Below are 24623 nucleotides of genomic sequence, written 5' to 3'. Positions count from 1 at the left end.
CTTATACAAACAGAAAAAGAAGCCATGAGGATACTTCCTCTAGGCTTTACCGTTTCGTTCCAAAATAAACCCGGATCGTCGCTCCTTCTTTCACTTTGACTCCAGGCTTCGGCGCCTGTTCAATGACCGTATCACCTTCGCCACTACCATCTAATTTTAAGTGAAAAAGCTGTTGTTGCAAATCTTTTTTTGTTAAACCGATTAAATTCGGCACTTCTACATAGCGCACATCGAGCCACGTCGTCTCTTTTTCTATTTGTTGTTTACGCGGTTTTACACCGAGTGCACGCAAACTATCTTCCATAATATTTCCAACAATCGGAGCGGCGACGACACCCCCAAATTGCACCGTTCCTTTCGGATTGTCGACAGCGACATATACAACAATTTGCGGATCGTCCGCTGGAGCAAAGCCGATAAATGAAACGATATGGTTATCTTTTAAATATTGACCATCTTTCGCTTTTTGTGCCGTACCTGTTTTACCGCCAACGCGATAACCATCGACAAACGCTCCCTTACCTGTTCCTTGTGCCACAACGCTTTCAAGCGCATAGCGAATTTGCTTGGACGTTTCCTCGGAAATAACTCTCCGTTTTGCTTTCGGCGTTTGACGGCGTACGACTTCCCCCGTGACCGGATCGAGCCATTCTTTTGCAATGTACGGTTGATATAAAATGCCACCGTTTACCGCCGCTGCGACCGCTGCGACTTGTTGAATCGGTGTAACAGCTACCCCTTGACCGAAAGCTGTCGTCGCTTGTTCGACCGGTCCGACGCGATGGAGCGGAAACAAAATACCTTTTCCTTCTCCTTGCAAATCGATTCCTGTTTTTTCACCAAAGCCGAATGCGCGAATATATTGAAATAGTTTTTCTTTGCCAAGCCGTTCACCGAGTTCAACGAATCCGGGGTTGCACGAGTTTTGCACAACTTCAAGAAACGTTTGGTCGCCATGACCACCACGCTTCCAACAATGAAGCGTCGCCCCAGCGACTTTCACATATCCCGGATCGTAAAAATGTTCTTTCAACAAATCGACTTTTTTTTCTTCTAATGCCGCCGCAAGCGTAATAATTTTAAACGTCGATCCCGGTTCATACGTACTCCAAATCGGCAAGTTACGGTTAAAAATTTCAGGAGGAACGTGTTGAAAATCGGCAGGGTCAAACGTCGGACGGCTTGCCATCCCTAAAATTTCTCCGTTGTTCGGGTTCATCGCAATCGCCATGATGCCATCTGGGCGATATGTCGCTTCTGCGATCGTCAGTTCCCGTTCTAAAATCGTTTGGACGCGCGTGTCAATCGTCAATTTTAAGTCAAGACCGTCCACAGGCGGTGTGTATGCATCTGCCATTCCCGGCATGCGCTTTCCTTTCGCATCGGAATAAAATTGAACCGACCCCGGTTTACCGCTTAGTTGTTTATCGTAATATAGTTCAAGACCCATTAATCCTTGATTGTCAATACCTGCAAATCCGAGCACGTGCGATAAATAGCTTCCAAACGGATAGTAACGTTTCGAGTCTTCCGCGATATATACCCCTTTCATCCCTAAATCGCGAATTTGCTTTGCTTGCTCATTTGAAATTTTTCGCCCTTCTGGATGAATGCGTTCAATAGACGTTTTTTTCGTCACATGTTTATATGCTTTTTCGACGGGCATATTTAATATGCGTGCAAGTTCATTCGCGACTTCAGATGGGTTTTCAATTTGTCTTGGAACGACGAGCACAGACGGGGCGCTCACGTTTGTCGCTAAAGGCACCCCGTTGCGATCGACGATTTCTCCGCGCTCTGGCTCAAACGGAATATTCCGGCTCCATAAATCTTTCGCTCGTTCCGTTAACATATCTCCTAAAACGAATTGGACATAACCGAGACGTATATCAATAATCGCAAAAATGAGAAATCCGATCAACAAAACGGCCGTTAATCGTTTGCGAACGGTCACTGCGCGCATATCGTAGAACCTCCTTATATGTTTCAGCTCGTTCCACTATATGCTTGTACCGTTCTATATAGAACTAATCGACTGGACCGTCTACTTGTTGTTCGGTGTCTGTTTGTTGTTTTTCATCAATATGTGACGGTTTTGCAAGCTCGACAATGATATAGTCGTGTTGTTTTACAACCGCTCCCGGAGAGATATTTTGTCTAAACACATATCCACTTCCGATAAAGCTTGGTTTTAACTGCAACAAATCAGCTAGCTTCATAACATCGCGCAACGACCAGCCTGTCACATCTGGCATGATCGCTTGTCCGTCCGTTTGCAACAAAATGCGATCGGGTGCAACGACGTGTTCCCCTTCTTTCGGAATTTGCGAGCGCACTTCTGTTCCTTTTCCGATGATCGTTACATTGAACCCTTTTTTTTCAACGACTGTGACGCCTGTTCAACCGATTGACCGACATACGAAGGAAGAGGGATGCTTTTGTCTTTTTTCTCCCGCTTTTTCTCAACAGTCGGTTGAATGTTTAAATATTGTAAACTATTTTTCATGACGGGATTAAAAATCATCGATACGGGCGCCGCTCCCGTTTCCGTATATGAAATGTTTGGTTGTTGCACAGCGACATACATAATTAAGCGCGGATTTTCGCGCGGTGCCATGCCTAAGAACGAGAACATATAGTTTTGGTGCCCTATTAAATATCCGCCTTTCGGATCTGGAATTTGCGCCGTTCCTGTTTTCCCTGCCACTCGATAACCTTCAATCTGGTACGGACGCCCTGTTCCTTTTTCAGATGTAACGACCGTTTCTAAAATGTCTAATACTTTTTCTGCTGTTTCTTTTGAAATCGGTGTATCGACAACGGTCGGTTCATGTTTTGCGACCGTTTTCCCGCTGTCTGGATCAACGATGCGATCGACAACGTACGGTTTCATCATTTTTCCGCCGTTTGCAATCGCCGTAGCCGCTTGAATTTGTTGAATTGGTGTAACCGATGTTCCTTGGCCGAAACCTGTCGTCACTTTTTCGATCGGATAGCGATATAAAATGTTTCCCACCTTTTCTCCCGGCAATTCAATGCCTGTCGGCTCGTTAAAATGGAAGCGATGCAAATATTGTAAAAAGCGATCTTCCCCTAGTTTTTCGCGCACAATTTTTGCGAATGCAACGTTTGACGAACGTTGCACGCCTTCAAGAAACGTAATTTTTCCCCAACCGACTTTATTATGGTCGCGAATCCGATGGTTTCCAACTTGATAAGAACCGGATTGATACGTCTCGTTTGCTTGAAACACACCTTCATTCACGGCGGCTGCAAGCGTAAAAATTTTCATTGTCGATCCCGGTTCGTATGGGTACGCAATCGCATCGTTCAAGTAGTTTTCAATATTTCGTTTGTTCGGATTAAAGCTTGGGCGAGTGCTCATCGCTAAAATCGCCCCTGTTTTCGCATCTGCCACGATGGCGATCATTTTTTTCGGAGCATATTGTTTTTCAACCGCATTCATCGCATCTTCTAAAAACGTTTGGATTTTTTTGTCAATTGTCAAATATATATCTTTTCCGTTTTGCGGTGGAACGATGTCTTCATCTGAATAAGGTAGTTTAAACCCTTGTTGGTCGCCTTTATAATAGACCTTTCCATCTTTTTCTTTTAACTGTTCATTAAACTGTTTTTCAATGCCCATTTTTCCGATAATCTCGCCCGTCGCCTCATCTTTTTGAGCATAGCCGACAACGTATGATGCAAACGTACCGTTCGGATAAAATCGTTTTGAATCGCGTACAAACGTAATGCCTGGAAGCTGTAACGCCTCAATTTTTTGCTTAAGCGTATGGCTAATGCCGCGACCGTTCGGGCCGAACTCGACTTGATGCGCCTTTTTTTTCAAAATGCGCTCTACATCCGCTACATCCATCTTTAATAGCGGTGCGAGTTTACGGGCTGTTTCTTCCGGATCAGTCACGTGTTGCGGCATGTTCGGATCGAGAATGGCAACGACCGTGTAAGAAGGAATGTCTTCTGCGATGACTTCACCGTACCGATCAAAAATCGTCCCTCGCTTCGCTTCAAGCACTTGTTTTTTTAAATAACGTTCTTGCGCCTCAATCGCTAGCACTCTTCCATCCGCTTTCCCTGTTGCTTGTAAATAAACGAAACGCCCAAACAATATAAAAAAGAGCAAGCTAAAAAAAGCGAAACATATAGCTGCTCCTCTATGTGTATGTTTATGCTTTCTCATTTGGCATCAGTCCTGCACAACTTTTACGTTATTTTCGTTTAATGTTAAACCAAGTTCTCTCGCTTTCGCTAAAATGCGCTCATATGTGCTTAACTCTTGCACTTGTGCGTATAAATCGCGATTTTGTTTTTGTTGCTCTTGAATGTCTGCTTGTAATTGTTGCACTTCTTTATTGATATTGTAAATTGTAAACTGATTGGAAACAATCGTTATGCTACTATATAGCGAAAATGCGAGAAACGAAACAAACACCATTTTTTCCCCGAATGTCCAACGTATATTTTGTTTTTTCTTTTTCTTCGGCGCGCGTTGGACGTGTTGTTCGCGTTGTTGTACTTTTTGTTGTATACGAACAGCAGCCATACTATGTTCTCCCCTTTTTACAGTTTTTCAGCGATGCGTAACTTCGCAGATCGTGCGCGGTGATTATGTTGCAATTCTTCTTCTGACGGGACGATCGGTTTTTTTGTAATGATTTTTAATTTTGGCTTGTATTCATCAGGAATGATCGGCAATCCCGGCGGCAAGTGCGGCGTTTCACTTGCTTGTTTAAACGCAAGCTTACAAATGCGGTCTTCAAGCGAATGGAACGTAATGACGCTCATTCGTCCGCCAGGTTTTAATAGGTCAATCGCTTGTTCAATCGCTTCTTCAAACGCGCGCAACTCGTCGTTGACCGCAATGCGAATCGCTTGAAACACCCGTTTTGCTGGGTGCCCTCCTGTTCGACGCGCCGGTGCCGGAATGGCTTCTTTAATGATTTCGGCGAGCTCGGTCGTCGTTTCAATCGGCTTTTGCTTGCGCGTTTGCTCAATTTTACGGGCGATTGCTTTTGAAAATTTTTCTTCGCCATATTGAAAGAAAATTTTTACCAGCTTTTCATACGGCCATGTGTTCACGACATCATACGCCGTTAACGTTTGTTCGCGATCCATGCGCATATCGAGCGGTGCCTCATGTTGATAACTAAACCCCCGCTCAGGCATATCTAACTGCGGAGATGATACGCCAAGATCAAACAAAATGCCGTCTACTTCATACACACCGTAAAGGGCTAGCTGTTGTTTCATATAGCGAAAGTTACTTTTAATAATCGTAAACTGACCGCTATATCGTTCAAGTTTTTGCTGTGCATGACGAATCGCCACATCGTCTTGATCGAAAGCAAACAATCTTCCTTCTGGCGATAATTGCGATAATAAATATTCGCTATGTCCAGCTCCGCCGAGCGTACAATCTACATATGTACCGTCTTTTTTAATATTTAATCCGTCAACCGTTTCTTTTAATAATACCGTTACATGATGAAACAACGATGTCACCTCCCTCGATTCCACTTGCTTTATAAGAAAAGCGCAAAGCGCCCGCCTATCGGCGAAGAGCGCACAAGCCCCACCGAGGAGGCTGTCGCCGCCACAGTGTGGGGCGGAGCGACTCGAGCCGATGGCGCTTGGAGCTAGACAGCTCCCTAAATCTGAAATTTTATACTTTCTTATCTGTTAAAAAATGAGTGCAATTGTATTGTACCATCATTTCACTAAATTCACTACTTACTTCCGAACTATTCTATTGTACATAAAAAAAATCCTGTACGCGACAGGATTTTTTTATCGACGAAAACAGTTAAATATATACAATTTTATGCATCCCGTTCCAACGATAATCGACATGAAGAAGGCGGGAAACAAAATCTAATCCATAGCGATTCATATAGTAAATGATGTTCCAGACACGCTCTTGTGGCATATTGTTCGGGCGAAGCGACAGTTCAATGCGCTCATATTTGCGCACGTGCACATCATGTTTTTGCAACATGCGTCTTGTAATCAATTGTTGAAGATAATCGATTTGTGTTTCGATTCGTTCGGCATTTTTCAACATCACTCCCTCCAAATGAGGATCAATTTGCATGCCGAGTTGACGCAGTTGTTCATGAATGTGCGCCATTTGTTTTTTCGCTTCATCAAACGTTTCATCAAATTGTGCAGGTTGATTTGTGCGCAACCATGTGTCTACTGCCTGCTTCGTCCCTTTTGTCAACACCTCTTCTACCGTCATGCGCACATCCGCTAAATCAGCAGCAATATGGCGCTCAACAAGCGTGAAAGAAAGGCGCGGCACAACGGGCGGCATATGCCAATGAAAATGCTCAAACACGCGTTTTAACTCTGCCCAATAAGCCATTTCGCCCGGACCAGCAATAAAAGCAAGCGTCGGAAATAGCCACTCTTGCATAAGCGGTCGTGTGACGACGTTGTTACTAAATGATTGCGGTTCGCTTTCGATTCGTTGTCTTAATTCATCTGGCGTAAAACGATATGCCCCATCTTTCGTGTAAAAAAGTTGCTTGTCATCGTCGTAATATAATAACCGCCGTTGACCGTCATCATAAAACAAATGAGCGCACAATGGCGACAAATCAATGGCTCGTGCATAGCCTAGCTGTGCAAGATGGCGTTGTTGGGTTTGAAGGGCGTTTGTAATCGCTTTATGTTCATAAGCAAGCGTCATAAACCATTCGCGCTCGATCGCCCGAAGCTGCGGATGAGCGGCATCAACGACGACGATGCCTTCTTTCGCAAACAACGTTAAAATGATAGCCGCAAAAAAGTCCGTCACCGTATCGGATTGCATGATACATTCATGTATGTATGCGCGCAACTCGTTTGTCACGTCCGTTTCGCCATACGTTTTTAACACCTCGTCAACCCAATGCTTCAACGCATCCGCATCGATGTCAATATGAGCAGCCATTCGCTTTTCTTTCGCTAATGGCGGATACACATATTTTTTTACTTTTCCATGTTCAGCGATATGTACATAATTGATTTCTGAAATATCATGGTCTTCAGAAGCCATCCAAAATATCGGCACGACAGGAACGCCAAGCTGTTTCTCTTGTTGCTTTGCTAATACGATAATCGAAATGATTTTATATATCGTATATAGCGGTCCGGTTAAAAGTCCTGCTTGTTGTCCGCCGATGACAACAACGCTTTCTCGCTGACGTAGTTTTTCAATGTTTGCGATCGTTTCACGACTTGCTTGAAACTTTTGATGATACGTTAATAAATGATCCGCAAGCGCTTCGCGGGCATACGTTCGTTTTTGCAGTTCACGCAAACGTTGTTCAAACGAACAAGGGTGAAACGCCTCGTTTACAGGAAACTTCCCTTCAATATATTCCGTTGCTAAACGGTTTGTTGCTGGCAATGACAGCTCGATGATTTCCATTGTAAACTTCCTTTCCCATTCATGATAAAATTGCGATCATGACACGATGAATAATCCCATATATGAACAATCCAATATAAGCGGTTGTAAATAATAAAAATTGCATTTTCCAGTACAATTTAAACGTTCGTTGTAACGATACATCACCTGTTTTTTTCCAATATAAAACGATCCCAATCATAAATGTAACAATAAAAAAAATAAGCAATTCAACGATATACGATCGTTGAAAAATGGCTTGCAATAAGACGTGAACGGCGAAAATAAAAAAAATGGTCGAGCCGTTCACCGCGAGATGAAACGCACGCTTTCCTTTCCGCTTAAAAACCGTTTTTGCGAGCACAAACATAAAAAAAAACGAAAAAAACGGCATGACAATCATGATCGCAATGAAAGAGACGAGTATATCTTTCATCTCTCCTTCTCCCCCTCTAATTGTTTCCCTTTCACAAGCGCATATAAAAATGTACTAATTGGCGCTGGGACGCATCGCTCGTTCGCCCGCTCGATCACATAACGTAAAATCGCATCTAATTCCGTCTTTCGCCCCGACTCGATGTCACGCAACATCGATGAACGATTGGCGGCCGTTTGATGACAGATCGTCTCAATATGTTTCCAGATGCTTTCTCGTTGTTCGAGTTGAAAAACGGACGCCACTTCTTGAAACAACTGCTTCATCGCTTGTCGATACGGCTCATGTGTCACTAACATGCCGTTCGGGACGCGCAATAAAGCGGTGAGCGGATTAATCGCTACGTTTACCATTAATTTTTCAAGCAGCATCGCTTCCCAATCGTCGACATATTGAAACGGAAAGCGACTGTTTGTCGATGATAAAAACGAAAACGCTTCTTTTTCCCCTCGCCATACGCTCCATTTCGTTTGACCGACACCGGTATGAGAAACGGTCGTATCATCGATTTTTAAGGCACCATGTTCGACGACAGCGAGCGCAATATGATGATGCGGCACATGCGGCAAATACGACACATGTCCCATGCCGTTTTGTAAAAACATGATCGCGTTTGCTTGAAGCATATGTATGCGCGTTTGCAATATGTTTGCCAAATCGTATTGTTTCACGGCGATAAACAACATCTCTTCTTCGATTTCACGAACAAACGGTTCGGCATGTACGCGATGCGTCGTCCGTTCGTTTCCGCATATGACCGTCAGTCCATTTGTGCATAGCTTTTCCGCTTGCTCATCTCGGCGTGTATAAATCGTGACGTCATGGTCGCCACAAAAATAAGCCGCCGTCAACAATCCAATTGCTCCGCCCCCTACAATTCCGATGCGCACCGCACATCCTCCTCTTTTCTTACTATGTTTTATTGTATAAAAAAAAGTAGCTGTCGTCTATCAGCTACTACACAGACAATTGGCGTGCGCGTTCTAAAATGTGCATAATGGCTTGATATTCTTGTTGTACCGCTTGCAGTTGTTTTTCAAGCGCCTCTTTTTCTTTTTGGAGCGTCCGTACTTGCTCTCGCAATCGTTCAATTTCTTGTTGCCCTTCTCCACGCTGTTGCAACGTTTGTAAAAAAGAAATGACATCTTGTAACGTCATATCGCGTTCGGTCGTTTGCGGTCCTTTTTTCTTTTTCCGCTGCTGTTTTGCCAACTCTAGTTCCTCTTCATATCGCTTGCGCACGTATGCGTTCCAACGAAATCCGCAAGCTGCTGCCGTTCGCGATAGTTTTTTCCCTACTTCTTCAAACGCTCGTAATTGTGTGCTTCCTTCGCGTACAAAAGCTAGCACCGTTTCTGCAAGCAACATATCTTCTTCTTCTGTCCACGCATCTTGACGCATCATTTCTATCCCTCCTCGCTGCATTTACTATATGCGTATGCAGCTAATAGAGAAGATAGAAGATTATTTGTTTCGTTTTGCTAAAAATGATTGCACCGCTCGATCGTGCTCTTCGCTTTCCCACAAATACGCACATCGTTCAATTTCAGCGAAAAAGCGTTGGCGAAACTCCTCTGTTTTCCAACGTCCGACCGCTGCTTCTTTATAAGCGCGCAATACCGCAGTCGATTTATTCGTATAACAACGTAATTGTTTTTCACATCGTTCGCGCAACGAGTCATGGAAAACGCGATGAACGAAACCGATGCGCTCCGCCTCCTCGGCTGTGATCGTTTGCGCATGTAACAATAAATCGAGCGCTTTGTCGTACTCCATTTTTTCAAATAACATTGCTGCGCCGCCCCAGCCTGTTGTAATGGCTAAATTCGCTTGTACAAATCCAAGGCGGGCACCGGCACGGGCGAAGCGAAAATCACACGCTGTCGCCAATTCACAACCTCCGCCGATCGCCGTACCGTTCATGAGCGCAACCGTTGGCTTCGGTAACGTCAATAAGCGATACAAAATATTGCCCATTTTCGAAAGCATGGCGTACGCTTCCTCTTTTGTTTTTAGCTGGTGAAAGACTTGTAAGTCGCCACCAGCGCAAAATGCTTCTTCCCCTTCGCCAGTAATGACGAGCACTTTCGCTTCATCATCGAATTCGACGAGCTGAAGCGCCTGTTCAAGTTCGTCCATCACCGCGTAATCAATCGCATTTCGCCTTGCCGGGCGACAAATCGTAAACCAAACGATCCCATGTTGTTTTTCAATCATCTTCCCTCTCCCCTTTATTGTATGTACGTCATGTTTATTCGCTTTTTATGCTTTTTTTCCTTTTAAAAAGAAAAGCGCAAGGGAACGACCCTTACGCTTCTCTTATTTGTTTACAACGTCTTTTCCTTTGTATGTTCCACAAACTTTACATACGCGATGAGCAAGTTTCATTTCACCGCAGTTTGGGCATTCTACCATACCAGGTACGCGCAATTTAAAGTGCGTACGACGTAGTCTCTTTTTCATTTTCGATGTTCTTCTAAAAGGTACTGCCATCATTTCCACCTCCTTAAAGAGATTTAGGCGAATATGGAGGCCGGTGTAGTTCCGGATCTTCCCTTAAGATTCGTGTTTGTTTTCGAAAAACTTCGCTAGCTTCGCAAGGCGCGGATCGATTTTATTTTCATGTTCTTCTTCCGAAATGACCGCCCAATCTTTTCCTGATTGCGGAACGGCATCGGGATGATCCGGCTGCTCGCTAAACACTTGCATTGGAATTTCAAGAAGGATAAGTTCTTTAATGATCGGCATTAAGTCGATCGCTTCTCCTTGAACAATGTGCGACTCTTCATCCGTTGCGTCATAGTCATTTAGAAAAAACGTTTCTGTGCTTTCGATCGCGAATGGATACGATACGTCCACAAGCGTACGGGAGCAAGGAAGCTTCATCGTTCCCTCGATCGTTAAGTGGAACGTAAATTTTTTCGCGCTTATATCTGCCCGTCCAGAAATATGAACCGGAGAAATGTCGCGAATGGAAGCATCCACTTGTTTCAGCTCGGACACATCGGCCATTTCGTCAATCGTCAGCCCTTTATGCTGCAACTGATGAAGTTGATGAATAGACCATCTCAATGATAATCACCTCAAGACAACAAAGAAAATTATACGTTTGAACACCCATTTTGTCAATATTTTTTCTTTACACTACTTCCATTATAATCGATTTATACTCACTGTATCACGTTTTAAACAAAAAAGAAAGGTGGACGACAAATGAAAGCGGTCGGCATCGTGGTAGAATACAATCCGTTTCATAACGGGCATTTATATCATGTGCAACAAACGCGAAAAAAAACGAAGGCGGATTGCATCATCGCCGTCATGAGCAGCTCGTTTACGCAACGAGGGGAACCTGCCATCGTGCCAAAATGGGAACGGGCTCGCATGGCGCTTGCAGGCGGTGTCGATCTCGTCGTCGAACTTCCTTATCCGTTTGCGGTACAAACGGCCGAATCGTTCGCCCATGGCGCCATTTCGATTCTCGATGCTCTTTTTTGTGAACAATTATGTTTCGGAAGCGAACACGGAAACATCGATGCGTTTATCGAAATCGCTCAATTGCTGACAAATGAAAAAGAGCAACATGACGAAAAAGTGAAACATTATATGAAACAAGGGATGAGCTATGCGAAAGCATACGCGTTAGCGCTGAATGATATCGGTCACGATATACTTGATATATCGCAACCAAACAACATTTTAGGGCTGCATTACGTCAAAGCAATTATCGAACAACAAAGCAAAATGACACCGGAGACGATTCAACGAACGGTAGCCCATTATCACGATAAGACGCTCCCTGTGAATGAAAGCATTGCGAGCGCCACAAGCATTCGACGTTTTTTACAGTCCAATCATGACGACGTCGTACGCTACGTTCCTAAAACGACATACGACACGTTACAAACGTATCGGCATACATATACGACATGGCACGATTGGGAAACATATTTTCCGCTTCTCAAATATCGTTTATTGACGATGGAGCCAGATGACATTCGTTACATCGCTGAAGTCGAAGAAGGAATTGAACATCGGCTGAAAAAAGCGGTGGCACACGCCACGTCGTTTCACGATTTTCTTTCCGCGATCAAAACGAAACGATATACGTGGACGCGGTTGCAACGCATATGTACGCACATATTGACGAACGTCACGAAAAAAGAAATGGCAAAAGCGCTAAAAAATAAGCGTGCGACGTACATTCGTCTACTAGCGATGAATGAAATCGGAAGAGCGTATGTACGAAAAGTGAAAAAACAAACAACATTGCCGATCGTCACAAACGTAAAACATATACAAAATGATGCTGTATATCATATCGAAAAAAAAGCGGCGCAAGCATATATGTGTATATTGCCTGAGCCGCTTCGAACGGAAGCGTTGCAACGTGAATACGCAACACCTCCGTTACGATAACTTTCGCAAAAATTGAACGGCATCATCGAACGTATCGACAGGAACAATTTTCATCTTCGTTCCGATGTCTTTTGCCGTTTTCACCGCTTCTTTATAATTTGAATGTTTCGCTCCGCGTTCGTTCGGAGCGAAAAAAATGTCCGCGCCTGCTTTATGGGCCGCGATCACCTTTTGAGAAATGCCGCCGATCGGTCCGACTTCTCCGTCGATGTTAATCGTTCCTGTCCCAGCAATGCGATATCCTTTTGTCAAATCCACAGGAATGAGTTGGTTGTACACTTCGAGCGCAAACATCAAACCAGCTGACGGTCCACCAATTTCATCCGATTCAATGCGAACAGGTGGATCGGTCACAATTTCGCGATCAGTCATGACAGAAACACCGAGACCGACGCGATTTTTTTCTTTCGGAAACGGCGCGAGCGTCAATGTCGCTGTTTTTTCTTTCCCCGCTCGCTTATATGTGACACGAACGCGATCCCCTTTTTTCTTTCCGCTTACGTATTGAATAAACGCATCTGCATCTAACATTCGTTGCCCGTCAATCGCAACGATTTGATCGCCGCTTTTCAACACGTTTGCCGCTGGCATGCCTTCAACGACGTAAAGCACATACACCCCTTTATTTCGATACGAAAACGATCGATTTGCTTTTTTATATGCGACAGCAATCGCCGTTTCTTTTGAATTTTCCATCATTTTTAATTGACGGTGCGCATATTCTTCGTCGTTTTCCCCTTCTTGACGCACTTCATCTATACGATATAGTTCGTTATATTTACTCATATGCGCAAGCGCAAATGAAAAAAGATTCGCATACCCCATTCGAACGGTCGTTAACATAAATTTTCCTTTTTCTTCGTAGCCACCTTCGACTTCAACGAGCGGACGCAACGGTTCAGCCGTTCCGGGCATTGTGACGTAATACGGCAAATGAAAAAACGTAGCAAAAGCGAATAATAGTGCGATCATGATTGTCGTTGCAATATAGCGTTTTTTCTTCATTGTTCAAACCCCTTCTCTGCAAGCAGTTGACGGATAGCTGGAAGCTGTTTCCGCGCCGCTTCTTCACCGATTTGAATCATTTCTTTTGCATGGGTAAATGCATACGAACTATAACGTTCTAGTTGCGGGCGAATGACGATATCCGCTTGGGCGATACGGTGAGAAGCGAGCTCAGCTTGAATAATGTCTAAACTTTGTAAAATGACATCGAAAATCGATGAAATCGTATCGTTCTTTTTGACAGAAGCGACATCGACAGCGATGACAACGTCAGCCCCCATCTCACGAACAACGGTTGCCGGTACGCGATCGATCACCCCGCCATCGACAAGCAATCGCCCGTTCCATCGCTCTGGTACAAAAATGCCGGGAATCGAAATGCTTGCCCGTACCGCATCTGCTATTTTTCCTTCGCGAAACACAACTTTTTCCCCTTTTTGTAAATCCGTTGCGACAATCGCTAACGGAATACGAGTATGTTCGATGCGCATTTGTTTTGTAATGACAGCGATGAACTGCTTAATATGTGCCCCTGAAATCAACCCCATTTTCGGCACTGTCCAATCAATATAATCGTTGCGTCGAAACGCCGTCGCTAACCGATATAATCGTTCCGTTGACATCCCCGATGCATATAACGCTCCGACGAGGGCGCCCATGCTGCTTCCTGCGATCATATGAATCGGGATATTTTCTTCCTCTAACACTTTAATGACGCCCGCATGTGCAAAGCCGCGCGCCCCACCCGAGCCTAATGCTAACCCGATTTTCATTCATGTTCCCCCTTCCCTGTTCAATACTATGGTCTAAAATGTCCACATATACTCGTATATTAAAACGAGCACGATCGGCGAATGAGGAGGCCAACGAACGATGAAAGAAAAATGGAAAACGTTGATGCTATCGTCTATAATTGTTTGTCTATGTATCGCATTGCTCCGCTATCCACAACAGTCGTTTGAAGCAGCAGTGCGCGGATTGCATATGTGGTGGGATGTCGTCTTCCCTTCCCTTCTCCCTTTTTTTATTGTATCAGAAATTTTAATCGGATTTGGTGTCGTTCATTTTCTCGGTGTATTGCTTGAACCATTCATGCGTCCGCTTTTTAAAGTGCCGGGCATCGGCGGGTTCGTTTGGGCGATGGGGATGGCTTCCGGCTACCCTGCCGGCGCCAAGCTGACCGCGCGCTTAAGACAGCAACAACAACTTTCCGCCATTGAAGCAGAACGGCTCGTTTCGTTTACAAACTCGTCTAATCCGCTCTTTATTTTTGGCGCTATTTCGGTCGGTTTTTTTCATAATCCGAACATCGGTATCGTTCTTGCCTTATCTCATTATCTTGGCAACATTTGCGTCGGATTGATCATGCGCTTTCACGGAAAGGAGGAAGAATATGTTGTTCAAAAACAAAAAAAAGGCATTTTCCGTCAAGCGTTCCGCGCGATGCATAAAACGCGCTTAAAAAATAACCAAGCGATCGGAAAGCTGCTCGGAGATGCCGTCCGCTCCTCCATTCAAACGCTTTTTATGATCGGCGGGTTTATTATTTTATTTTCTGTTTTCAATCGATTGCTTTATGTGACAAATATGACCGACATGCTTGCACATGTTGTGCAATACGTGCTAGCCATTTTTCATTTGCCGCGTGAATTAAGTGTTCCCCTCATCGCAGGGGTGTTTGAAATTACGCTTGGCAGCCAAATGGCGAGCGAAGCAACAAATGCGACATTGTTGCAAAAAGTGATTATTACAAGCTTTATCCTCGCTTTTGGCGGTTTTTCGGTACAAGCACAAGTGGCGAGCATTTTAGCGGAAGCGAATATTCGCTTTCAACCGTTTTTCATCGCTCGCATATTTCATGGGCTATTTGCTGCTTTTTTCGCTTCAATTCTTTGGAAACCGCTATACGTTCAGCCACTTGAATCGGTAGAAACGTTACCGGTATCGCTTCCGAAAGCGACAACCGATTGGCCTGTATTATACATACATTGGATCGAACAATACGGCTTTATGATCACCGCAACAGCCTGTTTGTTATATGTCGCCATCGCTTTTCGACGTGAAAAACCACCTGCTTAAAGGTGGTTTTTTACATCAGAAAACTTTTTCCGAAGCGCTTCTTCCACAACTTTTGGCACGAGTTCGGAAATGTTGCCGTTATATTTCGCTACTTCTTTTACGATGCTTGAACTTAAAAAAGAGTATTGGTTGTTCGTCATCATAAAAAACGTTTCGATTTGTTCGTTTAATATGCGGTTCATCGATGTAATTTGCATTTCGTATTCAAAATCGGAGACGGCGCGCAACCCGCGCAAAATCGCGCTCGCCTGCTTACTTTTCGCATAGTCGACAAGCAGCCCTTGATGAGAGTCGACTACGACGTTATGTAAATCTTTCGTCACTTCTTCTAGCAATTGCACTCGCTCTTCTGTTGAAAATAATGGTTTTTTCGATGAATTGTTTAATACGACAACATATACTTTGTCAAACACTTTTGCCCCGCGGCGAATAATATCTAAATGCCCATACGTAACAGGGTCAAAACTCCCTGGACATACTGCGATGCTTGCCATATTTATTCCCCTTCCTCATCGACATAGGCGTAAATCGATACAGCGGTGATGCCATACGTTTCATGTTTTACTTGCGTTAAGCGTCCAATTTGTTTGGCGAGTTGCCCTTCCGCTCCATGCTCAGCGACAACAAAGCCGTCTTTTTGTAATAGTTGATGACTATCGATAATCCCAATGAGCGCTTCAAGCTGCTTATTTTTATAAGGTGGATCAAGAAAAATGAGGCGAAACGTCAAGCCTCGTTTTATGATTGCTTTTAATGCCCGTTCAGCATCGTTGCGATAAATTTCCGCTTGATCTGTCAGGCGACAAGCGGTGACGTTCTTTTTTATCGTTTGAACGGCTTTTGCGTCATGGTCAACGAAAATGACGCGATCTAAACCGCGGCTGAGCGCTTCAATACCGAGTCCACCGCTTCCGCCAAATAAATCGAGCCCAAGCCCTCCTGAAAAATACGGACCAATCATATTAAAGATCGCTTCTTTTACTTTATCTGTCGTCGGACGCGTCGTCATCCCCGGAACAGCTTGAAGCGGTTTGCCTTTACATTTCCCTGATATGACTCGCATCATATTTCACCTCGCTTTTATGAATCAGGACATTCCGAAACGATAGACGGAAAAAATATGATAATCATGTATACAATGCAAAACAATGGTTATACTCATAGTAACAACATCGTTGATGATGTTGTTGCCAACCACGGAGAAGACTTACGTTCCCCATAAGTTCTTCCTCCGGTTTCTCCTCTCCCTTTTTTCCTTCTCTTTTTCGGCTTGTCCGAAAAAGATATGGAAGGATCCCTGCGGCATATGCCACAGGGCATTTTTTTATAATTATTGCCCAATGACGTGTATTTCTTCGCTCGTTTCACTAATGTAGACGGAAAACCATTTTGGAAATTCGGTTCGCTCAATGTATAACGTTCCGTCCCACTGTTGAATGACCGTCTTCGTATCGTTTATAAAAAAGCGCCAACGTGCCCCATCTTTTTCAATAAATACCGCTTCTCCTGATCGGTTCACCGTATAGCCAAGCGTACGCATAATCGGAACAAACGGAAACAGCTGTTGGCCATCTTTTAATAACACATGAGTTGTCGGCAATTTTACGTCATTGACGACGAGCATTTTTCGTTCCGTAAATGTCATGTACGGCTCCTCATTTTGGAAAAATGTCGTATTCCCGCCATACGCCTTTCCTAGCCATTCATCTAACTTTTTCATCGTCAACGATTGACCATCGCTCGTTTGAACGAGCGTCCAAAACGTTTGTTGTTCTTCTTTCGTTAACGTTTGTTTCAATTGTTGCAATGCACGTTTTGCCTGTTTTGTGACCGGCTCAGTTTTCGTCATATATGAAACGAGCAAATCCCATATCCAATCGGGGACAGCGCTATTTGGAAACCGCTCTTCTAACTGCACGCGAACGTAAGCGCGCTGCACGTCGGAAAAAGAAGACGTATCCGGTATAATGACGAACGTCGGCGTCATGTACTGAAGACGAAACGGGTTGACGACAAGCGTCTGCACGCCGCTTTGCCTCCAAAATGATCGCTCGGCATCGTTTAATGGCTTTGTCGTATAGATGCTAACATTTTCATCAAACGATGTGCGCAACGACTTCGTTTGAAAATAAAGGGGAACGGTTTGTCCCCCTTCTTTCTCCCACATAAAAAACGAAAGAGACGGTTTATATACGTAGCCAACGAGCTTTCCGTCCGCCGCCCACATGCCTTTCGGATGAACGACATCGGTGAGCGATATATTCATTTGTTGCGGTTGTTTCGTATGAAAACGAATGAGCCATTCTTTTATGAAAATCGGATCTTTTTGTGCAACCGTCACACGATAAGTGAGGGAAAGCGTATGTGTATTTGGCACATGGACGATCGTCTTTCCATTTTTTTGCTTCGCGCATTGTTTTTGTTTTACACACGAAACATCTTTCACTTCTTTTGGGACCGTTACTTCGTATGTGTTCGTGACAGCCCCGCGTATATGATGAACGACTTCAATCGTTTTTCCGGTAAACGTTGCTTCAACGTCATGCTGGAGCACCGATTGCTTTGTCGCTTCCGTATGATATTCATCCCATTGGTAATATAAAGCTCCTGCGCTAACTCCAAGGAAAAGGAGCGTTGAAATGAAAGCTATTCTCCACATACAATGGCTCCTTCATTAGCAGTTTATATTATAACAATAACAAAATTTCATTCCGTTGTCATACACCGTTTTCACTAATTGTCGAAAAAAGTTGAACGTGATAAAGTAATGATGGAATACATATAAAGTGAGGGAATGAACAGATGATTCAACGTTTTATTGAACTAGGAGAAGGATATTCTGATATTTATGAACTCATCGAAATCGCGAAATCAAACCGTCACCGCTTATCTGGTTTGTTCGCCTTTCATACGATGAAAGACGGGAAAGCGCTCACATCGTTCGTCGTTGTGCTTCACCCGACCGATCCAGGTGATTTTCAACCGTTATACATTTGTCGCGAAGGCATTCCGCATCCGTCTGTGAAAGTGACGAAGCGATACGAGTTGTTCCTCGATTTAGCGAAAGAATTGAATCAAGAAATTATTCATTTAGATGTAAAACCATCGAATTTTTTTGCTGACTTACAATTGTACTATCAACATTTAATCGGCATTATGCGCATGAATCGGTTCATTCCGCCTCTGCAATAAAAAAAGCGAAAGGATGTCACTCGTGGACATCCTTTTATATTCCGTATTCATATTCTTTTTCTTTATCTGCTTTCGATTCGAATTCGACTTTAACATACGGGCGGTAAGACGGCTCCACTCGCTTCACAAACGGTAAAGAAGCGAGTTTTTTCATTACGTCTTCTGCTTCTTCCATATTGCAATATAAAACAGCATATTTTAATCGTTTCGATACGTAATGAACGTTTCCGTATTTTCGTAATTGTTTGCTATGTTTTAACGAATAAAGCCAAACGATAATGCCTTGACGCATTGGAAACATGCGCCCATCCCCCCTTTTTTCATTTCGTCCGACAGCCGCACGCTCCGCCAGATCCGCATCCTCCACCGCAAGATAAAGAATCGAAATACGGATTTCCAGTCGGCACTTTAATGTTTTCAGATACCGCCCGACCGATCATCGTGCTAATTTCATCTAAAAGCGATTGCATCTCTTTTTCCGCTCGTTTAAACGCGGCAATCGGACCGTATAAATCTAATTCACGCTTTGCCTCGCGCACTTGTTTTGTCACTTCTTTGTAGTCTGGATGATATTTTCCAAAGCGCTGCACGTCTTCGTATCGTTCTTTTAACTGAACGAAACGATGAATGAGCTGCTGCGCTCTCTCATCTTGCTGCATATGATAAAAACAGCGGCGATATTCCTCCGCCACGTCTGATTCGACAATCATTTTGCCAAGTTGTTCAGCAACATCTAACAACTGCAATCGTTCGATCGTTGCTACAAGCACGAGCAACACCTCCACAACCGTATCATAACACGATTTTCTCAACAAAACAAATAAGTCTGGTCTCCCCAGACTTATGGAATCGTTACCGTAAATTCGTGCGAAACGTGATACTTACTTGCATCGTTATGCACAAGCTCTAATCGGATCGTATGTTTCCCGACAGGCAAACCGCGAATAACGAAAGCGGCCGTTGTCGTTTCGCTCACCCTTTTTCCATTCACATAAATGTGAATCCGTCCTTGTCCGTTTTGTTTCGGACGTGTTCCTTTCGTAAACATAAATTGATCAACGATACATTCAACAAATACGTTATTTCCTTTGACATGATGTTTGACAAATAACGTTTGCTTTTGTTCAGCAAAAGCGGTATCATAATCGTTCATATACGTGGAAAACAATAGCGCCATACATAAAAAAAAGAAGCGCAACACGTTCACCATCCTTTCGTAGTGATAGTGTTTGCGTTTCTCGTTTAATTATGAGTGTCCTTCATCAGTTTCATCATCGCCATCATCATTTTTGCCATTTCAATCGTTTGGACAACTTGTTCGACTTTATGCGGCAACGTCTGTTTATAATATTGGCGCGCCTCTTTTTCCATTTCTTTTATATCCATCGGTCGTCTCGCTAGACGTCGATACCATGACGGCTGTTCACGCAAAAATTGATGAAGCTTTGGCTTTGCGGCAATATATTCGTACACATCTTTTCTCATCCGTGATCTCCTTAATCTTTTCGAAACGAAAACGGGTCTTTTTTTGTATGTTGCATTTGACGGACGACTTCTTGAATGGACGCGATCGCTTGTTGAACGTTTGTAATGTACGTTTGAAGTTCGTTGACGTCAAGATGTTTTAAATAACTGGCTAACTTTTGGACGAGAGCTCCTTGTTCATCTTTCTCCGCTGTGGACCGATACTCATCCCACATATCATCATCCTCGCCAAATACGTACCAATCGTTATATAGCTCTTTCCACGTTTTTTTTCCTTGACGCACCTCTTCAATGAGTTTCGGATGTTTTTTCACAAACTGTTTAAATTGTTCAATGGACATATCGGTCGCTCCTTTCTAGCTTTTTGCCTACCATATATTACGACCGAATGGCCAATAGGTGCGCCTATTTTGGCTGGGAAAAAGGACGAATAAAGTTTTGTGTATAATGCCGCTTATATACGCCTACTCCTAAATGCGTCAATTCTTCATTTAACAACGTTTGGCGATGGCTTCGGCTATTTAACCACGCTTCGACAACAGCAGGTGCATCAATATATTCTGCTGCAATATTTTCTCCAGCGACTTCAAATGGAATGTTTGCTTTTATGAGCCGTTGTTGTAAATCGCCGGTTGTTGGCGATTCGTGCGCAAAAAATTTGTTTTCCACCATATCTTTACTATGTTCATATGCCACTTTCGCCACGCGCTCATCCCATGTCAATGGAGGAACACCATGACGTGCGCGCATCACGTTCGTTATATCAAAAATTTGATTCGCATTCGCTTGCTCCACTTGTTTTTCCATCGTTTCATCAAGTGTTACTTCCGGCAGTGGTCCACGATACTCCAATTCGTACGGGCGAAGCTTCACTAACGTCTCCCCATCGATCCATCGCACGCTTGATAAGTTGCCGGTAAACCGGTCAATATATAACTGTACATATGCATCGCCAAAAGAAAGAAGCGGTTGAATCATTAAGTCTTCTTCAGTTAGTTGGAAGCGGTACACTCCATCGTCAAGCTGTACATGAATGTTATCTTGAAGCGGCATCGTTTGCAATAAGTCATTAATCGAGCGATTTAATTGAAATGGAGCGACGTTTGTTTCAGGTCCGCACGCATAAATGGTGACGACTCGTCCATCAAGTATACCAACTTGCATATACGTTTTCGGGTCGTTATACACCCACCAGACGTAACCGTAAGCGGACGGATCGATACGAGCAGGTTGTCCGAACGTTCGTTTCACTTCTTCTTCTGTTTTTCCAATCCATGTACCGAGCCCTTCTGAAACGATTTTTTCGTTCGCTTGTTCACTCATGATCGACGTATCGTTTGACGGGGCTTGTTCATTTGTTGGTGAGAAATAAAAAATGATCATAAAAATAAATATAAGAGCCACTATCCAACGCATGCATCATTCTCCCTCAATCTTGTATATACTTCCATTATATACAGCTTACCTACGTCGCAACACTAAAAAATAAGGCTATGCGAAAACATAGCCTTGTTTTATTAATGATATTGTGATATTTCTGTTAATGCTTCGCCAGCTTGTTCGTCGCTTGCTTCATGGATCGCTAAATCGCCAAGCGACATCATTCCGACAAGCGTATCCCCTTCGACAACAGGTAAGCGGCGAATTTGATGTTTCGCCATTAAACGAGCCGCCTCGGTGACAGAAGCGTCCGGTGAAATCGTGACAAGCTGTTCACTCATCACTTCTGTGACAGCTGTTGAACCGGGCTTTTTCTCGGCAATGCCGCGCACGACTAAATCGCGGTCCGTCACAATACCAATGAGCCGAGTTCCATCTGTAACTGGAATGGCACCGACGTTATAATCGCGCATTTTGACCGCTGCTTCGTACATATTATCAAGCGGCGTGCAACATTCGACTTCTGTCGTCATCATCTCTTTTACTTTTGACATATTCATCTCCCCTTTCGCACATTAGTTTCACCAAAATCGGAACAATTATGAAGCTCGTCATTGAAAGTTATGCGCTTTCGTACTATTATTAATGGAGGAATGTTTTATTTTACATAAGGGGGATATGAACGATGCGCTTTGAAAATACAGGTATTGAAAATCAAACAGCGCCATTAACACGTTTAGACGAACTCATGGAAAGCCTCGGCTTTGTGCGTGCAGGTCAATGGGATTACGACCGTGTCACATATGACCGCAAATTCGAGATTAAAAATGATGTGTTTTATTTACGCGTGCAAGGCTATGCGATTGAAGGGGATGTTGGCGGTCGCCATGCAGTCATTAAGTTAATGAAACCGCTGCTTGGCAAACATTATTATCCACATGGTGTAGAATATGGTGAGGGAGAAAACTTCCCTTCGTCATTAGTAAGCCAATGTGAAGCAATTTTAGCGAAAGTAAAAGAAGGTCTGGCGAACATAAACGCATGAGCGTGCTCATGCGTTTTTTCCGTCGACGAGCCGACGAACGTATAGATGCACAGCAAAAACTTCTTTTCCTGTCATTTCGTATATGTCGTCAATAACTTGTTTTTGAATATGTTCGCAGAAAGCGAGCATATTTTGCTTCATTTTGAACGAAACTGTCACATGAATCGTCAGTCGCTTTTGTTGCTCATACACTTTCACACCTTCTAATATGACATCATCAAACGGTTGTACACTCATCGCAACAATCGTTATAATGGGTTTATGCATATACATCCTCCATACGATTTATGAAATGAAAGCAGGTGTCGTTTCGTTGTTCGAGAAAATTCCAAAGCGATCGATATATATGATTGTTATTTTACTCGCGATCGTCTTATTGACATACTGGGTCGCTCCCATTGCCGTTCCAATTTTATTTGCATTGATTACTGCTATTTTTTTAGAGCCAGCAGTGAAAGTAGCACAGCAGCGGCTTGGGTTTAAACGACAGTCCGCTACCCTTCTTGTGTTTAGTTTATTTACGCTATTTATGTGTTTAAGCGGTTATTTTATTATTACAAAAATTGTGACGGAAGCGTTTCACTTTTTTAGAAACTCGCCGCTATATTTGAATGAAATGATTGCAGGATGGAATGAGCTTGTCGCTCGCTGGTACAAGCAGACAGAAAAATTGCCGCCGTTTGTTGTGGCGGAATTAAGCCATCAAGTTGATTTGTTTTTAACAAAATTAAAGACGCAACTAACCGCTTCATTAAGCTTTAATAAAGTAAGCGCACTTGTCGCAAACGTTCCAAAGTTTTTAATTAACTTTCTCGTTTATTTAATTACTTTATTTTTATTTATGCACGATTTACCGAAAATACGCGAAGCGATTTTTTCGCATTTAACAGAAGAAACGAGAGAAAAAGTACATTTTATGATGTCGCGTCTATCGTATGTCGTGTTTGGCTTTTGGAAAGCGCAATTTCTCGTTAGTTTAATTATTTTTGCCGTATCTCTCGTCGGACTGTTGCTCATTACACCGAAAGTGGCGTTATTTACCGCATTTATTATTTGGGTGATCGATTTTATTCCAATTATCGGATCAATTATCGTGATGGCACCTTGGGCCATTTTCCATTTTGTCACAGGCGATACGGTATTAGCGACAAAACTATCGATTCTCGGTGTCATTTTGTTAATTTTACGCCGAACGATTGAGCCGAAAGTGATGGGCGCGCATATCGGCTTATCCCCGTTAGCGACGCTCATTTCGATGTACTTAGGCGTGAAAATGATGGGCGGACTCGGTCTCATTTTATTCCCGCTCTTACTCATTGCGATCAAATCAGCGAAAGAAGCAGGGATTATTAAATTTCACTTTAAACTATAAAGAGGGTGAATGTTCACCCTCTTTTTAAAATCCTAAAATCGCTTTAATAACTGAAGTCGTTTCCCCGCCACGATAAAATACATATAACAATAAATAAACAGCAACTCCTGTTGTTGCGGTAAAAAACCATATGATACTCGTGATCGGACCAATTTTTTTATGGCGCAACCAATTTTTTTTCACAGCAGACAGCAACGTGACAATGCCGAAAACAGCCCCAGCCGTTGCTAAAAAAATGTGGAAAAACAAAAAGATCGTATAGTATATTTTTATATCATCCGGGCCACCGAAGCTTGTATTGCCGATAAAAATCGTGCGCGACAAGTAAATGATGAAAAACGCGAGCGCAAAAGCAGCAGCAAGCCACATCGTCTTTTCATGCTTCTCGATTTGTTTTTGACGAATAAAATACCAGCCAATCGCAACGAGAATGGCACTAATGACGATAAAGCTTGTACTAATTGTAGGTAAAATCGGTACCATCGTTTCTCCCTCTCTTTATTGTGTGAGTAAAATATTTGTGGGTGACATTCAGGAATGATTCCCCGACGAGGGTTGCGAACTTTTGTTCGCGACGCTCGTCGGGGCCACCAAGCGAAGCGCGGTAGAAAAAAGCAAATGTCATGCAAAAAGGACTCTCTCCCTGCTATGATGGTGATGACCAACATCAATAAAACAGGAGGGAGAGAGTCCATGAAACATTTTACCACAGAATGGCCTTTATTAAAAGAGCTGGAGGAACAATTAGTCAGAACTCTTCAAAAGGTGTTCGCTGTCTTGTTGGCGGCCCTTTTGG

At 43.4% G+C, this 24623-nt stretch carries 29 protein-coding genes and 1 pseudogene; 5 read left to right on the top strand and 25 right to left on the bottom strand.

What is annotated here, in order from left to right; translation table 11 throughout:
- Positions 1-46: 46 nt before the first annotated feature.
- The 11 genes and pseudogenes from LH47_RS00155 to LH47_RS00105 form a co-directional block, all read right to left on the bottom strand.
- Entirely contained in the window at positions 47-1963 is a 1917-nt protein-coding gene (locus LH47_RS00155; protein ID WP_043963581.1) for a stage V sporulation protein D, read from the bottom strand.
- 64 nt (positions 1964-2027) lie between these two features.
- Positions 2028-4201: pseudogene (locus tag LH47_RS00150) on the bottom strand (penicillin-binding protein).
- Positions 4202-4207: 6 nt separating this feature from the next.
- Positions 4208-4564: a cell division protein FtsL gene (gene ftsL / locus LH47_RS00145; protein WP_043963579.1), complete on the bottom strand. Its 357-nt coding sequence runs from the start codon at positions 4562-4564 to the stop codon at positions 4208-4210.
- A gap of 17 nt (positions 4565-4581) precedes the next feature.
- A complete protein-coding gene (gene rsmH / locus LH47_RS00140; protein ID WP_043963576.1) occupies positions 4582-5514 on the bottom strand; it encodes a 16S rRNA (cytosine(1402)-N(4))-methyltransferase RsmH in 933 nt (310 codons plus the stop codon).
- A gap of 310 nt (positions 5515-5824) precedes the next feature.
- Positions 5825-7435, bottom strand: a complete 1611-nt coding sequence (bshC, locus tag LH47_RS00135; protein ID WP_043963574.1) for a bacillithiol biosynthesis cysteine-adding enzyme BshC — start codon at positions 7433-7435, stop codon at positions 5825-5827.
- Between the two features lie 19 nt (positions 7436-7454).
- On the bottom strand, positions 7455-7850 hold the full coding sequence (locus LH47_RS00130; protein WP_043963573.1) for a DUF3397 domain-containing protein: 396 nt from the start codon (positions 7848-7850) through the stop codon (positions 7455-7457).
- Entirely contained in the window at positions 7847-8740 is an 894-nt protein-coding gene (locus LH47_RS00125) for a 2-dehydropantoate 2-reductase (RefSeq protein WP_043963571.1), read from the bottom strand. The genes LH47_RS00130 and LH47_RS00125 overlap by 4 nt, the downstream gene beginning before the upstream one ends.
- A gap of 67 nt (positions 8741-8807) precedes the next feature.
- Positions 8808-9254, bottom strand: a complete 447-nt coding sequence (locus LH47_RS00120) for an RsfA family transcriptional regulator (RefSeq protein WP_043963569.1) — start codon at positions 9252-9254, stop codon at positions 8808-8810.
- A gap of 60 nt (positions 9255-9314) precedes the next feature.
- Positions 9315-10067, bottom strand: a complete 753-nt coding sequence (locus LH47_RS00115; protein WP_043963567.1) for an enoyl-CoA hydratase/isomerase family protein — start codon at positions 10065-10067, stop codon at positions 9315-9317.
- 102 nt (positions 10068-10169) lie between these two features.
- Entirely contained in the window at positions 10170-10343 is a 174-nt protein-coding gene (gene rpmF, locus LH47_RS00110; RefSeq protein WP_003395111.1) for a 50S ribosomal protein L32, read from the bottom strand.
- Between the two features lie 63 nt (positions 10344-10406).
- Complete coding sequence (locus LH47_RS00105; protein ID WP_021094861.1) at positions 10407-10922, bottom strand: YceD family protein; 516 nt, start codon at positions 10920-10922, stop codon at positions 10407-10409.
- Positions 10923-11063: 141 nt separating this feature from the next.
- Between LH47_RS00105 and LH47_RS00100 the strand changes: the two genes are divergently transcribed.
- On the top strand, positions 11064-12269 hold the full coding sequence (locus tag LH47_RS00100; protein WP_043963560.1) for a nucleotidyltransferase: 1206 nt from the start codon (positions 11064-11066) through the stop codon (positions 12267-12269).
- Here the strand turns inward: LH47_RS00100 and LH47_RS00095 are convergent.
- Positions 12261-13274, bottom strand: a complete 1014-nt coding sequence (locus LH47_RS00095; protein WP_043963558.1) for a SepM family pheromone-processing serine protease — start codon at positions 13272-13274, stop codon at positions 12261-12263. The genes LH47_RS00100 and LH47_RS00095 overlap by 9 nt on opposite strands.
- The gene (locus tag LH47_RS00090) at positions 13271-14047 is read right to left on the bottom strand and encodes a patatin-like phospholipase family protein (protein WP_043963556.1); all 777 of its coding nucleotides are present in this window, start codon (positions 14045-14047) and stop codon (positions 13271-13273) included. The genes LH47_RS00095 and LH47_RS00090 overlap by 4 nt, the downstream gene beginning before the upstream one ends.
- 100 nt (positions 14048-14147) lie before the next feature.
- Between LH47_RS00090 and ylbJ the strand changes: the two genes are divergently transcribed.
- A complete protein-coding gene (gene ylbJ / locus LH47_RS00085; RefSeq protein WP_043963554.1) occupies positions 14148-15353 on the top strand; it encodes a sporulation integral membrane protein YlbJ in 1206 nt (401 codons plus the stop codon).
- Here ylbJ and coaD read toward each other — a convergent pair.
- From coaD to LH47_RS00070, 3 genes are all read right to left on the bottom strand, one after another.
- Entirely contained in the window at positions 15350-15847 is a 498-nt protein-coding gene (gene coaD, locus LH47_RS00080) for a pantetheine-phosphate adenylyltransferase (protein WP_043963552.1), read from the bottom strand. The genes ylbJ and coaD overlap by 4 nt on opposite strands.
- 2 nt (positions 15848-15849) lie before the next feature.
- A complete protein-coding gene (gene rsmD, locus LH47_RS00075; RefSeq protein WP_039938185.1) occupies positions 15850-16416 on the bottom strand; it encodes a 16S rRNA (guanine(966)-N(2))-methyltransferase RsmD in 567 nt (188 codons plus the stop codon).
- A gap of 267 nt (positions 16417-16683) precedes the next feature.
- Entirely contained in the window at positions 16684-18012 is a 1329-nt protein-coding gene (locus LH47_RS00070) for a hypothetical protein (protein WP_043963550.1), read from the bottom strand.
- A 143-nt stretch (positions 18013-18155) separates the two neighbouring features.
- Between LH47_RS00070 and LH47_RS00065 the strand changes: the two genes are divergently transcribed.
- Positions 18156-18545 carry a DUF7147 family protein gene (locus tag LH47_RS00065; RefSeq protein WP_004891245.1) on the top strand — a complete coding sequence of 130 codons (390 nt, stop codon included), beginning with the start codon at positions 18156-18158 and terminating at the stop codon, positions 18543-18545.
- A 34-nt stretch (positions 18546-18579) separates the two neighbouring features.
- On the opposite strand, the gene LH47_RS00060 is transcribed toward LH47_RS00065, so the two are convergent.
- From LH47_RS00060 to LH47_RS00030, 7 genes are all read right to left on the bottom strand, one after another.
- On the bottom strand, positions 18580-18846 hold the full coding sequence (locus LH47_RS00060; RefSeq protein ID WP_043963545.1) for a YlbG family protein: 267 nt from the start codon (positions 18844-18846) through the stop codon (positions 18580-18582).
- Between the two features lie 19 nt (positions 18847-18865).
- On the bottom strand, positions 18866-19315 hold the full coding sequence (locus LH47_RS00055) for a YlbF family regulator (protein WP_043963543.1): 450 nt from the start codon (positions 19313-19315) through the stop codon (positions 18866-18868).
- 71 nt (positions 19316-19386) lie between these two features.
- On the bottom strand, positions 19387-19755 hold the full coding sequence (locus tag LH47_RS00050) for a hypothetical protein (protein ID WP_235341001.1): 369 nt from the start codon (positions 19753-19755) through the stop codon (positions 19387-19389).
- Between the two features lie 32 nt (positions 19756-19787).
- Entirely contained in the window at positions 19788-20030 is a 243-nt protein-coding gene (locus LH47_RS00045; protein ID WP_042533787.1) for a YlbE-like family protein, read from the bottom strand.
- Positions 20031-20041: 11 nt separating this feature from the next.
- The gene (locus LH47_RS00040; protein ID WP_021096017.1) at positions 20042-20371 is read right to left on the bottom strand and encodes a YlbD family protein; all 330 of its coding nucleotides are present in this window, start codon (positions 20369-20371) and stop codon (positions 20042-20044) included.
- A gap of 64 nt (positions 20372-20435) precedes the next feature.
- Positions 20436-21446 carry a CAP domain-containing protein gene (locus tag LH47_RS00035; protein WP_043963536.1) on the bottom strand — a complete coding sequence of 337 codons (1011 nt, stop codon included), beginning with the start codon at positions 21444-21446 and terminating at the stop codon, positions 20436-20438.
- A gap of 101 nt (positions 21447-21547) precedes the next feature.
- Entirely contained in the window at positions 21548-21964 is a 417-nt protein-coding gene (locus LH47_RS00030) for a CBS domain-containing protein (RefSeq protein WP_043963534.1), read from the bottom strand.
- 131 nt (positions 21965-22095) lie between these two features.
- Here LH47_RS00030 and LH47_RS00025 point away from each other — a divergent pair, with 131 nt between their 5' ends.
- Positions 22096-22455, top strand: a complete 360-nt coding sequence (locus tag LH47_RS00025) for a YugN family protein (RefSeq protein WP_043963533.1) — start codon at positions 22096-22098, stop codon at positions 22453-22455.
- A 6-nt stretch (positions 22456-22461) separates the two neighbouring features.
- Here the strand turns inward: LH47_RS00025 and LH47_RS00020 are convergent, their stop codons facing one another.
- Positions 22462-22722 carry an Asp23/Gls24 family envelope stress response protein gene (locus LH47_RS00020; protein WP_043963531.1) on the bottom strand — a complete coding sequence of 87 codons (261 nt, stop codon included), beginning with the start codon at positions 22720-22722 and terminating at the stop codon, positions 22462-22464.
- Here LH47_RS00020 and ytvI point away from each other — a divergent pair.
- Positions 22709-23827, top strand: a complete 1119-nt coding sequence (gene ytvI / locus LH47_RS00015) for a sporulation integral membrane protein YtvI (RefSeq protein WP_200890832.1) — start codon at positions 22709-22711, stop codon at positions 23825-23827. The genes LH47_RS00020 and ytvI overlap by 14 nt on opposite strands.
- A 24-nt stretch (positions 23828-23851) precedes the next feature.
- Here the strand turns inward: ytvI and LH47_RS00010 are convergent, their stop codons facing one another.
- Entirely contained in the window at positions 23852-24310 is a 459-nt protein-coding gene (locus LH47_RS00010) for a DUF420 domain-containing protein (RefSeq protein WP_043963526.1), read from the bottom strand.
- Positions 24311-24623 lie beyond the last annotated feature (313 nt).

Source organism: Anoxybacillus thermarum, assembly GCF_000836725.1.
Classification (GTDB): Bacteria; Bacillota; Bacilli; order Bacillales; family Anoxybacillaceae; genus Anoxybacillus; species Anoxybacillus thermarum.
The sequence above is the reverse complement of the archived record's forward strand: the minus strand, read 5'-3'. Positions and strand labels throughout refer to the sequence as shown.